This is a genomic window from Bacillus sp. ISL-46 (genome assembly GCF_018613205.1).
Genome location: NZ_JAGGQR010000060.1, coordinates 1 through 11389 on the forward strand (window position 1 = coordinate 1; position 11389 = coordinate 11389).

The following is an 11389-nucleotide window of genomic DNA, read 5'->3' on the forward strand; positions in this document are numbered from 1 at the left end:
ACTCTCTACAGGAATGCTAACTTGGAAAGTTCCTCTTGCATGGTCTTTACTGCATCTTTAGGCTTGGTTTCACCTGTAATTGCTTTATGAATTTGAATTTGCATCACGTCCGAGATTTGCGGATAGATCGGAGAAACCGGACGCGGCTTCGCATTCACGAATGCATTGTAGAGCAATTCTAAATGCGGGTTTTTGGCCAATACATCTTGATCCTTATAAGTTTCCTTTAATATCGGTTGACGTCCGCCCAACGCAAGAATCTTCTGGCCTTCAGGACTGGTTACGAACTTGACAAACTTCACGGCAGCTTCTTTCTTCTCATCACTAATGTTTTTATTGACTGCTAGGTTCCAACCGCCCAAGGTAGCCGCAGGCTCCGTCCCGCTTGGTCCAACCGGCATCGATACAATTCCTACATTATCCTTCACCTTAGACCCTTCTTCTTGTGATTTGCCCCAAGCATAAGGCCAGTTTCGCATAAATACGACTTTTCCTTCCGTAAACATGGTTCTGGCATCTTCTTCAGCATAAGTCGTTACCCCTTTAGGAACGAAGTCTGCTTTCACCAAGTCAGCCATATATTGCAATGCTTCCACATTGTTCTTGGAATTGATGATGACTTCCCCTTTTCTATTTAGTACGTCACCGCCATTCCCCCACATGTACTCTAGCGCATCGCAAACCAATCCTTCATACTGGTTGGCTTGGAATACGAAGCCGTATTCCGTACCGCCTTTGCCCTGCAACTCTTTGGAAAGCTTCATGAGCTCGTCAAAGGTTTTTGGCGGCTGAACACCGGCTTCCTCTAAAATATCCTTGCGATAGAAGAGTACCCCTGCATCCGTATAGTAAGGAATTCCGTATAGCTTGCCGTTGTATGTATTTCCTTGTACAGGACCCGGCAGGAACTTGTCTAGCTCTTCTTTTGTAAAGTATTCGTCTAAAGGTAATGTCCAGTCAGCGGCTCCGAATTCCGACGGCCAGATAATGTCGATTGCTAATACGTCAATGCTGGTATCACCCGTAGAAAGCTTCGTTACATAGTCATCATGCTGAGCATCTGATTTTGCTGGCTGCTCCAGTTCTTTTACGGTGATATTCGGGTTCTTCTTTTGGAATGCTTCAATTAATTGGGCCTGAACTCCGGTAGCATCTTTACCCTGCGAAAAGACTATCTCAATTTTTTTCCCGGAATCGCCATTCCCGCCTTGGGAATTTCCTGCCTCACTGGATGAATCTTTCGCTCCTACGCAGCCAACAAGTGTACCAGCTAGCAATAGAGTGGACAATACTGCAGATAAACTTTTTCTCAATTTCATCATGACATCCCCTTTACATTGGTATTCTTTTAAAGATATTTCACGTTTTATATAACTTATAAGATTTGAAGTTAAATCTTATAAGTCAATCATTCAAATTTAAATTCCCCCTTTACTGTCTCATCACACCATAGCTTGTGCTCTGCCTAAAATCTATTAGCTAAATATATGGAATCGCTTTATCGCGAATATCCACAAGCAAAACTAAAAAAATTTGGGATTGTTTCAGAAAGAACTAATAGAGCGTTTACAAACATATACGAACAGCAAATAGGTAACCGGTTTCCTAGAGATCGAGTAACATTATATTAAATAATAAACTTTGAATTGATAAGAAAATTTATAATTTTTATTAATGGTACCACTTATTGGTAACCGGTTTCCTCAAAATTTAAAAAAATATTTACATTTCATTGCATAAAAAATTGGAAATTTGATTTAATAAAGTATTTAATCATTTTATAAATGACCACCTAAATGAAACCGGTTTCCCGCAGGGATAAAAAAATACTACATTTCTAATTGTATACTTTGCCATTTTGCCTCCTTCTGTAAAGATTTTAGTAACCGTTTACAAAATAAATAATAATCCAGCACAAAAGAATTTGCAACACTTTTTTTGGAAAATATAAAAAACACTGATTTTTCTGAAATGGATAAGAATCAAAAGGGGCTATAAATGTTGACTTTTCAAATGTTGTTAGATCCGAAAAATCAGAAATTGGCTTTCGTATAAAAGAAGTCTATAGCACCAAATATTTGCTAGGAGCTATTTATTACGACCTTTGGGAGCTTGTCAGTAGTGATACTGAAGTGGTTTATTGTGAGTATGAGCCTTGTGGTATCCCATTTAAAAAATCCGGTAGAAAAAAATACTGTTGCGATTCATGTAAAACTTTAGCGTATCTGGCTAGAAAAGAAAAAACCAAAATGTAATTGAATAAACCCACAATTAACGTTAAGGGAAGGGGGTGGTTCACTTCATATTTAAGATTTTATTTTTATTTTAATAATTATTATGGGGGTTTCAGAATGCGAGGATCAATAAAAAAAGACGGGGCTTCATGGTGCATTGCGTTTGACCTAGGAAAGGACCCTATTACCGGCAAAAGGAAGCAAAAAAGAAAAAGAGGATTTAAAACAAAAAAGGAAGCTGAAAAATACATTAGTGAACAGTTAAATGCCCTAGATAAAGGAACATATTTTGAACCAAGCGATATTACATTTAGCGAATACCTGGATTATTGGCTTGAAAACTATGCAAAACCCAATACAGCAGTAAGAACCTTTGAAGGATACAGTTATATTATTAACCAACATTTAAAACCTACATTAGGTAATGTTAAACTTTCAAAGTTGCAACCATCACACTTACAAGAGTATTACTCTCAAAAACTAAGTAATGGAAAATTAGATGGGGGTGGTCTTTCACCACAATCAGTAAAACATCAACATAGGCTAATTTCTAAAGCATTAAAAGATGCAGTAAAATGGCAATTTATTATTAGAAATGTAGCAGAAGCGGTTTCACCCCCCAAAACAAAAAAGCTTGAAATGCAAATTTGGGATAATGAGCAGGTAAAAACCTTTTTGGAGGTATCTAAAGGATCTTCGTATTATTCAGTTTACGTGACAGCTATTAATACAGGAATGCGTCGTGGTGAGGTCTTAGGATTACGTTGGCAGGATGTTGATTTTGATAATAATATACTTTATGTTAGACAATCCATACAAGAAGTAAAAAAGGTAGGATTAACATTTAAGGAACCGAAATCCGGAAAAAGTAGATCTATTACTTTTACCCCTTCTCTTGCAAAGGAATTGAAAAAAATTTATAAACAACAATTAGAATACAAGCTTTCATTAGGTCAAGGTTATAATGATTTAGATTTAGTTTTTGCTCAAAAAAACGGTAAACCCCTTCAACCAACCGAAATGGCTAGAAATTATCGTAAGCTAGTCGACAAAAGTGGGTTACCTTATATAAGGTTCCATGATTTGAGACATACACATGCGACTTTATTGTTACAACAAGGGGTACATCCTAAAGTAGTTTCAGAAAGATTGGGTCATTCAACAATAGGAATTACAATGGATACGTACACTCATGTTTTACCGAACATGCAAAAAGAAGTTGCTCTCTTACTTGAGCAACTAATAAAATAAATTATTTATTTTTTAATTATTACCTTGTGACCAAAATGTGACCAAAGGCGGTATTTTTATTTTTTATCACACTAATATTCCCCTTATTAACTTCAAAAAAAAACCTCAAAAATCCTTATATATCAAGGTTGGCGGGACTGTGTGGGAATCGAACCCACCAGACCTGGCACGCAGGTCTCAAGCAGTTTTGAAGTTTGCTGTCACCTGTTTTTCTAGTGTCTTGATGTACCCTCAAGTCCTGATAAATCAAGCTTTCTTGCTTACTAGTGTTTTCTTGTAATTTCTAATTTTAAAAATTTGGGCACCAAGCATGGCACCAATTTTAAACCTTTAAGCAAAGAACTTGAAATATCACTTCTCTTTACGACGGATTCAAAAAACTCTATTTATAATACAATCAATGTAGCCAACCTTTATGTATAGGAAAACAGAGTATGGTCAATTTTTAGGATGGATAAAAAAGGTGTAATTACAAATAATAGAAACAAAATAGGATGAGGGTGATAAATTTGGCATTTGCAGTATTTTTCTTTTTATCATGGCTTATTATAGCAATATTTTCAGTTATTGAAAGAAAGCTTCCTCTTCTGGAAAATACATTTATTTATTTGGTCATCCTTATTATTAATGTTAATTGGACATGGATTATCTATGAGGAATTTAAATTTATCGAAAGAACAAATGATCCTATCAACTATGCAGCTTTTATGCTGTATCGAAGTATCATTATTCCTATGATTATAGTGACACAACTTAATTTATTTTATAGCGCAAAAAATGTGATGAAGTCCTCCGTGGTAGTCCTAGGTTCAATCGTAGCTTGGTTAGTGATATCCATTTTGTCCAGGTACTTTGATATGTCTAATTATTCCAAATGGAATATTGGATTTGATATTTTGTACATTATTGCTCTTCATGGTATCAGCTATTTCTTTCATAAGCTTTTTCAAAGATTCTCTAATAAAGAGGTGAAATACTTTTGATCTTATGGGATACATTCGACAAAAACGAAATATCTTTATTAATAATGAATGGCGCAGCTTATTTGGCAATATGGCTGTTGCCAAATAAACTCCCTCGTGACATCGCACTGGTAAGTTTAGTGTGGGGTTTTTCAATCGGAATTTTGTTTGATTTTACACTAGGCGGGGGACTAATGGATTTCTATCGGGAAAATGATTCGAATCACTACGATTTATTTGATCTTGTGTATTATTTCTTATTTGCTCCCTTTGGCTATGCCTTTATTTATTTCTATGAGTTTTTGAAAATTTCTAGGAAAACATTTATCTGGTATGTAATAACCTGGTCCTTTATTGGTATTGGGGCACAGTGGGTTTTCACCTGGCTGGACATTATTATATTACAAAAGGGTTATAAACTCGCCTATTCTCTTCCTGTATTCTTAATAATTCAAACAACAACAGGGCTTTATTATAATCTGGTGAAATCACGATACCCGCAATCGAATTAATAGGTAATGAAGGTAATGTAGTCGGAGTAGCTGTCTTAGGTTAGGCGGCAATTCACCGCCAAGTTGTATTCCATTGCGTAAGCAATGTGCTGGTCAAATTCGTCGGTTTCGTATTCATCTAATATTGGCTTTGACATACGCTCCTGATCCTTAAACATCTCGCGCTGCATCTCGAATGCTAACGGCATGAATGAGGCAGGCTGCCATTTTAATTTACCTCGGTCACGTATTGCCATTTCGGTCATCCCCTTTCGTTTATCTCTCTTATTATATGCGAACAAATGTTCTTTATCATACAAAAATAAAAACGCCTGAACCAGGCGTGAAAATCAGCTCTTATTCAACAAGTCGAGTAGAAGGGAACCTTTCTACCTTGCGGTAGATTATGTTCCTCCGCCCTCACAGAACCGTGCTTGCGCTATTCACGCACACGGCTCCTCCTAGTTACCATTCACAAAATATAGCTAATCTTTTAGGATCAGATATTGCTAATTCTGCTATCCTTAGTAGTTTTGTTTCCATTACCTACCTCTGTGTGTAGTAAATGTGTCCCTAGTAAGGGTGATAACTGGTAGCTAGCTTTTCCTCCATCGGCATTACCCAACTTCATTGGTGTAGAGTCGAAGGAGGTCGGCAAAAGCCTTCCTCCGTCCGCTCAATCAAACGGATCGTACAGTTTTCCCGTAATCCGCTTTCCTTTATGTCATCCTTTAGATGCAACTTTGGATTCTAAATCTGGAATTAATGAAATAAGGTTTACAAGTTTGTAATCCGAATAGAGTTTGGATTCGTGAAGTTTCTTCCAACCCATGTTTCGCCATCTTTTAAATCGATGGCTCCATATTCTTCTTACAATCCAGCGTTGGAGTTTATTGAAGAGTTTTCTAACGTGAGCTTTACGATAGTAGTTACCCCATCCTCTGATAACAGGATTGATACTCTCTATTAACTCAAATAAGCTTAATGGGATTCTTCGTTTTGTACGGCTACGTATAGTGTCCATGAATCGCTTTACTGATTTCTCAGTAGGAATTGTATAGATGTTTATGATATTAGGTTGCTTTTTGATTTTATGGCGAGGAAGTTTAAGTCCTTTTCCCTGTTTAATCTTATATCCTAAAAAATTCAAAACCCCATTTAATATGTGTAATTCTGGTTTTCTCAGGGTGAAGTGTTAAGCCAATTTTAGATAGTATTTGTCTTGCATCATTTAATGCTTTCACTGCTTCATTTCTTGTTTTACAGAGTACTACCCAATCGTCGGCAAATCTTGTAAGTCGATACCCTTTATCAACCATTTCATGGTCAAATGAATCTAGATAGATGTTACTGAATAACGGACTGATTACCCCACCTTGCGGTGTGCCTTGAGTGGTCGCATGTTTCTTTCCCTTTTCCATATAGCCTGCTTCAAGCATTTGCCTAATGAGTCGTAAGATTCGTCCATCACTTACTTTTTCCGCGATTTTATTTATTAACAATTCATGTTGGACATTCCCAAAGAAATCTCTTAAGTCTGCATCTAGGACCCATTCGCAACCATTGATAATCTCCCGATATATCTTCCTCATAGCTTGATGGGTAGACCTTCCTGGCCTATAACCAAAACTACAGTCATTAAAAGTTGGTTTTGGCTCAAGACGATTCTTTAAAGCCTGTTGACAAACTCTGTCCCGAATGGCAGGAATTCCAAGAGATCTCTTCTCGTTTGGTTTATTTCTTTTAGGAATGTTAACTCTCCTGACCGGTAGTGGCTTATATGAATCATTTTTCAGGTTCTGGTGTAGTATGTCTAGTTCTTTATACTGTACCTTTTCAAAATCACTAATACTGATATTGTCGATTCCTCCGCTACCTTTGTTTTCCTTAACTTTTTCCCAAGCCATCAATAGATTTGTTGGGTGGTAAACCTTATCTATTAAAGAATGAATCTTTCTTGTTGTACCATTATCCGTCATTGGTTTCGTATTCTCCACATACAAGTTTAGGGTCTTTCACAAAGGGAACTTTCCGTTCTTGTTCGTTTTACTCGCAAAACTAATTTCGGATTTTGGTTCCATAAAGCAAGCTGCCTTCCCCATTTATTTACCTTTTGAATAAATAAATGACATCTATATAGATGTTCCAGACGTTTTTGTTGTTCGTCTGTTTAAGTACTATTCAGCTCTCCGACTTCTCGCAGTGCATTTGTGTCCATTTCGGGGTTTCCTTATAGTTCACATTACTGGAGTTCTGTGAATTTCTTTACCGGATAACTGTCACAGAAACAATTACCCCGACTTTATTTAACCACTTGTCCCTAATAAGTGTTATTGTTCCAGACACTACGAGATCTCCATGGGTCGCTACATTCATCTTCCATACCATGCCGCCCGCACACACCTTGGTACGATGGGTGGACTAGTGGTGCCTTCGCCTCCATAGTGCAGGCTCGACCTTGCCCCATCTTTGGCCGACCGGTTCGCATTTCGGGTAGCCCCGTTTCACTACGGCCTGGTATTTCTCCTCAAGCCCTTCAGACTCCACCTCGCGGTGGACGCCCTGCCCTCTGATGATAAATCATCAGCCCTTGAGACATTACTCCCAAGTTTGGATATGAATCTCCTAGTCCGAGATTCAGTGGGACTTTAACCCACCTGATGAACGTGCTGCCACGCACGCACTACGCTGTTATCCGACTCCCTACATCGGCATTTGGTTTCCTTGCTTTTTATCGCTTGTACACCATACTCTTCTAAAAAAAAGAAAAGACCGGTAGGGTCTCCCAAGTTGCCGTATCATATCAATGTATAACGTGCCAAGGTCTATGACTCCAGAGAGGTTTTACCCTTCTTGCCTTTAACGAAAGATAAAATTGTAGCTTTCTGCAGCGCTTAAAGACTAAAGTTACCTTTAGTCCTCCAAGACTCGCTACGAGCGAATGGCTAGTTCTTACTCGACGGGAATCCCACCCGTTATATGATACGACCTAAGCTTGGCCGCACAAGCGCCCGATTGCTGAATAACTGGTGATCTATTTTTCATTCCATTCTTCTGCTAACATTCCATAAACAACATGGTCAACATAATGATCATACAGCCATTCTGCATGTCTAATACACCCTTCGTTTACAAACCCCAATCTTTCAGGAATACCCCTACTATTCTTATTTTCAACAGCAGCTCTAATTTCAACTTTGTTTATCTTTAACTCATTAAAACCATAATCAGTCAAAGCTTTTGCAACTCTCGTCATAATCCCATTTCCTTGATATTGTTTCCCAAGCCAATAACCAATATATGCTACTTTATTAGTCCAATCTATTGAGTTATAACCCGCAACACCAACGATTTGTCCTTTATATATTATAACAGTATTCATGCTTTTATTTTCTGCGAAACCTTTTAAACTCATTTTTATAAACTCTTTTGTATCTTCATCCTCTCCCATTTTGACTTAAAAAATATTAATAGCCATATAATTTTACCAAAATCCTCCTATTTTAGAACAAAGAAAAAATCCATTTTGAAAAAAGATTGATTAAAATGGATTCTTTTCTTTTTGAATGAACATTCCATTTTATAAAAAAGTTTGATTAAATATCGCTCCAGTCAATCATTGGTTCACTAATAAATTGAAAGTATTAGTATGTCAAGATTTAGAGATTAATTACAATTATCTTGAAGTTTTTGCACCAGAACCATTAATATGCTAAATTGAACATTTTTATTCCCTTTTTATAAAAACGGTTTCAAATCATTCGTAATTATGATAAAGTATATTAAATACTTAAATAGAGTCACACAATACTTAACTTTATTAAAGGAGTAAATGCCCCATGCGTTATCTATACACATCTCTGCTGCTTTTGACAAGTTTGTTATGGAGTGGGGATTTTGTCGTTGGAAAGTTTCTTGTCGGCCACGCGTCATCCATAACCTTGACGAACTTACGCTGGATGATTGCGGTAGTATGTTTACTTCCAATCGTATGGATTCAGGAAAAAAGAATTTTACCGTCTAAACGGTCGATTATCCCTTTAGTTTTGATGGGTTTAACCGGGGTTGTTCTTTATAATGTGTTTATGTTTCTCGCTTTAGAAAGGACTGATGCAATGAATGTCGGGCTACTTTCTACATTAAACCCGGTATCCATTGCGATTTTTTCTTTTTTGTTGGTTGGTGAAAAGATCCGCCTTTTGCAAATGGCCGCAATGGTTCTCTCCTTTTTCGGCGTTGTCATTGTACTATCAAGAGGCGAAGTCGAACGGTTGCTTGCACTTGATTTCAATGTAGGTGATTTATGGATGCTGGCGGCTGTTGCCTTATGGGGACTATATTCGATGTTTGGAAAATGGGCGATGAAAGAAACGTCACCGATGATGTCGACACTTTATTCCGGTATATTCGGAATCCTTATCTTGCTGCCATTTAATCTTTCTTCGTTTACAGTGACAAATGTAAACCCATCATTTATTTGGTCTGTTCTCTATGTTGGCGTGTTGTCCACTGTTGTCTCAATGGTGTTCTGGAATATCGGTGTACAAAAATTGGGCGGTACGGCAGCCGGTATGTTCTTAAACTTCAACCCGATTTTTACAGCGATTTTTGCCTTTTTATTGTTAGGTGAACGGATGACATGGATACAATTTGTCGGCAGCGTCGTTGTGATCGCCGGTTGTTATCTATTTGGTCGATTTAAAGCAACACCTGTGTCGAAAGATAATGTACAAACTAAACACGTTCGGAATGCCTGAACTCCCACCAAACCGCGTGGGGGTTTTAATATTTCAAAGGGATAGCTTTCAGCTATCTCTTTTACTTTCAGTTCCTGCTCATCAAAAAACGGGGAATGGATTTACTGTATTGCATGATGTTTTTTCATCAAAGATTCCTCCTCCATCTTTCTTCGAATATGGTAAAGTAACTTTACTGACAAATGCCGGCAGTGGAATCCATCCTTTTTGAAATTATGCCTGACCACTCCCTAACTTCCATGTCACTTGGCTAAGAGCATATCCCCTGTATTCTCTTCACTCTTAGAAATTCCTCCCTTTTTATTCAACAATCTGGCCCGTTTGTCGAATAAGCATCCGTTCCATAACTCTTAAGTTTTGACACCGATAAGCATAAAAAAAGCGCCCGTATCTTTGGCGCAGGATTGAATATGAATCTTCAATAAAGGTATGCGTACCCACTAAGTTTCAGTAGCCTTCCTCGGCAGGAACGAGCAGCCTATGTATAGCCGAACTTTTGTAAACATTTATAATCGTAAAATACGTAAAGTATTTCCACTTGACAATTAAGGCTGCAAGGGTTTGCGTTCTTCCCTTGATTATCTATACTGATTTACATTTTTTTCGAAAGTCTCTAAGGCTAGTTTTCCTCTATATACTTTGATTTTGCTTCGGTCAATTCCGTCCCTACATCTGACCTGTATTTTAAGAAGTCCATTTTAGGGTCATTATCCCCAACAACCGTTCCTGTGTTACCTAAAGTCAACTTCATTAACGATAAGTTACTCACTATTAGACTGATAGAAGGGTCGTCGGTTTTTTTCTGGAAATCGCTCGACTTATCATAATTAGCTTCATACGCAACAGCTTCTCGTTCTTCTTCATACGTAAGTTCCCTCATGCCTTCACTGTATGCCGATTCTAATATTTTTATCATGTATTGAGTGTCGTCAATAAACTTTTTCATCTCTGTAGTGCTAGGCGGTTCTGTAGACGCACACCCATTTAATAACAAGAAAATCAGTAGGTAAGCGAATCTTCTCAAGCGTTTCCCCTCTTCCATGCTATACTTTAAGCAGTTATTTACCATGTCTTCGTAATCTTCTGTATCGATCGTGGTGGCTGCTTCTTTATTACTTATCTATATTAAATTGTTTACGAAGCTTCTCGAATGTTTCTTTAGTGCCTTCGTAGCCGCAAGTAGAGCAAACAAAATCGCCTGTCTGAGAGCCTAGAATATATTCTTTCTCAATTTGGGGGTGTGAGCATGGCTTATTTTCTTTCGCTTTCCATTCTTCCTGTAGTTCTCTAGCATCGTTATTTTGCATAGTCCTTCCTCCTTAATATTTGTATATTTTAATTATACATTTTTTTCCTTTCTCGTATATAAAAAAGGCAGCACCTACGCTACCTCATATTCTATTCTCGCTATATTGTCATAAAAAAGAGCGCTCTATTTAAGCGCCCTTGCTGCTGTTGTTACGATGTTCTTTAGCGTGATATCCTTCTTGCTATTAAGTACGTGGCGGAAGTAGTAAAAATAGTGCCCCCGTACCGAGTCTTGCCAATAAGTACATGATGTCTAGTCTTGCTGCTGCCCCTACCATTACGTTTAGTCCTGCCAAAAATAAAATAATTGCGATAGTTTTTATTCCCCATGTTAGCGCCATTCTCTTTGCTGTTGTTAAACTAAAGCACCCGTTAGCGTAAGTACA

12 protein-coding genes are annotated in these 11389 nt (G+C 37.6%); 4 read left to right on the plus strand and 8 right to left on the minus strand.

Annotated elements, in window-relative coordinates; all coding sequences use genetic code 11:
- Positions 1 to 5 precede the first annotated feature (5 nt).
- On the minus strand, positions 6 to 1322 hold the full coding sequence (locus J7E67_RS25645; protein ID WP_214733071.1) for an ABC transporter substrate-binding protein: 1317 nt from the start codon (positions 1320 to 1322) through the stop codon (positions 6 to 8).
- A 1029-nt stretch (positions 1323 to 2351) separates the two neighbouring features.
- Between J7E67_RS25645 and J7E67_RS25650 the strand changes: the two genes are divergently transcribed.
- The 3 genes from J7E67_RS25650 (at position 2352) to J7E67_RS25660 (ending at position 4959) form a co-directional block, all read left to right on the plus strand.
- The gene (locus J7E67_RS25650; protein WP_214733072.1) at positions 2352 to 3485 is read left to right on the plus strand and encodes a site-specific integrase; all 1134 of its coding nucleotides are present in this window, start codon (positions 2352 to 2354) and stop codon (positions 3483 to 3485) included.
- Positions 3486 to 3994: 509 nt separating this feature from the next.
- A complete protein-coding gene (locus J7E67_RS25655; RefSeq protein ID WP_214733073.1) occupies positions 3995 to 4468 on the plus strand; it encodes a hypothetical protein in 474 nt (157 codons plus the stop codon).
- Positions 4465 to 4959 carry a hypothetical protein gene (locus tag J7E67_RS25660; protein WP_214733074.1) on the plus strand — a complete coding sequence of 165 codons (495 nt, stop codon included), beginning with the start codon at positions 4465 to 4467 and terminating at the stop codon, positions 4957 to 4959. Before J7E67_RS25655 ends, J7E67_RS25660 begins: the two co-directional genes overlap by 4 nt.
- A gap of 35 nt (positions 4960 to 4994) precedes the next feature.
- Here the strand turns inward: J7E67_RS25660 and J7E67_RS25665 are convergent, their stop codons facing one another.
- From J7E67_RS25665 to J7E67_RS25675, 4 genes are all read right to left on the minus strand, one after another.
- Positions 4995 to 5195, minus strand: a complete 201-nt coding sequence (locus J7E67_RS25665) for a YolD-like family protein (protein WP_214733075.1) — start codon at positions 5193 to 5195, stop codon at positions 4995 to 4997.
- A gap of 467 nt (positions 5196 to 5662) precedes the next feature.
- On the minus strand, positions 5663 to 5962 hold the full coding sequence (locus tag J7E67_RS31555; protein WP_251027005.1) for a group II intron maturase-specific domain-containing protein: 300 nt from the start codon (positions 5960 to 5962) through the stop codon (positions 5663 to 5665).
- 106 nt (positions 5963 to 6068) lie between these two features.
- Entirely contained in the window at positions 6069 to 6917 is an 849-nt protein-coding gene (ltrA, locus tag J7E67_RS25670; RefSeq protein WP_251027006.1) for a group II intron reverse transcriptase/maturase, read from the minus strand.
- Positions 6918 to 7972: 1055 nt separating this feature from the next.
- Positions 7973 to 8389, minus strand: a complete 417-nt coding sequence (locus J7E67_RS25675; protein ID WP_214733076.1) for a GNAT family N-acetyltransferase — start codon at positions 8387 to 8389, stop codon at positions 7973 to 7975.
- A 388-nt stretch (positions 8390 to 8777) separates the two neighbouring features.
- Here J7E67_RS25675 and J7E67_RS25680 point away from each other — a divergent pair, with 388 nt between their 5' ends.
- Entirely contained in the window at positions 8778 to 9695 is a 918-nt protein-coding gene (locus J7E67_RS25680; protein WP_214733077.1) for a DMT family transporter, read from the plus strand.
- 619 nt (positions 9696 to 10314) lie between these two features.
- On the opposite strand, the gene J7E67_RS25685 is transcribed toward J7E67_RS25680, so the two are convergent.
- From J7E67_RS25685 to J7E67_RS25695, 3 genes are all read right to left on the minus strand, one after another.
- Positions 10315 to 10719 (minus strand): hypothetical protein, encoded by a 405-nt coding sequence (locus J7E67_RS25685; protein WP_214733078.1) that lies wholly within the window; start codon positions 10717 to 10719, stop codon positions 10315 to 10317.
- An 88-nt stretch (positions 10720 to 10807) separates the two neighbouring features.
- Entirely contained in the window at positions 10808 to 11002 is a 195-nt protein-coding gene (locus J7E67_RS25690; protein WP_214733079.1) for a hypothetical protein, read from the minus strand.
- Between the two features lie 186 nt (positions 11003 to 11188).
- On the minus strand, positions 11189 to 11389 hold a 201-nt coding region (locus J7E67_RS25695), incomplete at its 5' end, for a hypothetical protein (protein ID WP_214733080.1).

Coding starts and splice junctions, on each gene's coding strand:
- J7E67_RS25645 (WP_214733071.1), bottom strand. CDS start 1,322: ATGATGAAATTGAGAAAAAGTTTATCTGCAGTATTGTCCACTCTATTG.
- J7E67_RS25650 (WP_214733072.1), top strand. CDS start 2,352: ATGCGAGGATCAATAAAAAAAGACGGGGCTTCATGGTGCATTGCGTTT.
- J7E67_RS25665 (WP_214733075.1), bottom strand. CDS start 5,195: ATGGCAATACGTGACCGAGGTAAATTAAAATGGCAGCCTGCCTCATTC.
- J7E67_RS31555 (WP_251027005.1), bottom strand. CDS start 5,962: ATGGACACTATACGTAGCCGTACAAAACGAAGAATCCCATTAAGCTTA.
- ltrA (WP_251027006.1), bottom strand. CDS start 6,917: ATGACGGATAATGGTACAACAAGAAAGATTCATTCTTTAATAGATAAG.
- J7E67_RS25675 (WP_214733076.1), bottom strand. CDS start 8,389: ATGGGAGAGGATGAAGATACAAAAGAGTTTATAAAAATGAGTTTAAAA.
- J7E67_RS25680 (WP_214733077.1), top strand. CDS start 8,778: ATGCGTTATCTATACACATCTCTGCTGCTTTTGACAAGTTTGTTATGG.
- J7E67_RS25690 (WP_214733079.1), bottom strand. CDS start 11,002: ATGCAAAATAACGATGCTAGAGAACTACAGGAAGAATGGAAAGCGAAA.